The following is a 592-nucleotide window of genomic DNA, read 5'->3' as shown; positions in this document are numbered from 1 at the left end:
GGGCTTTGCAGGCACCGCTTCCCCAATGGATTTCAACGGCATGGTGCGCCACTACTTTATGCGCAGCGAACCATACCAAGGCGAGCTTCGAGTCGTTCTTGCAGAGAAGAATCGCCGCGCAATGCAATCACACGAACTGGTGACACGACTCAGGGCGGATTTAGAGCAGATTGCAGATAAGTTTGACGCTGACGTGCAGCTAGTCGAAGTGCCGCCAGGCCCGCCTGTTATCGCCACCATTACGGCAGAAGTTTACGGTGATGAAGCGACATCTTATGAAGATCTGATGATTCAAGCAGAGAAAGTCGCGGATAGGCTTCGCAAAGAACAGTTGGTTTCTGAGGTGGATACCAGCATCCAAGGTGATTTAGAAACGTGGCAATTCATCGTTGATCAAGAAAAAGCGGCGCTGTCTGGTGTTTCTGTTGCTGATATCAATAACACGCTTATTACCGCCGCGAACGCCAAAGTGCTCGGTTATATCGCCGATCCAAGAGAAGTGGACCCACTACCTATCGAAGTGCAGCTCCGACGCGAAGACAGAGATAACCTGAATCAACTAGAGCAGCTTTATGTGCGAGGCCGTCCGGGC

General features: G+C 51.5%; 1 protein-coding gene. It reads left to right on the top strand.

The window, feature by feature from the left end; genetic code table 11:
- Window positions 1–592: efflux RND transporter permease subunit (locus tag R7Z77_RS26950; RefSeq protein WP_318137250.1), on the top strand; the 592-nt coding region annotated here is incomplete at both ends.

Source organism: Vibrio sp. 1401 (assembly GCF_033340295.1).
Note: the sequence above shows the minus strand (reverse complement) of the source record. Positions and strands in the feature narration are given on the sequence as shown.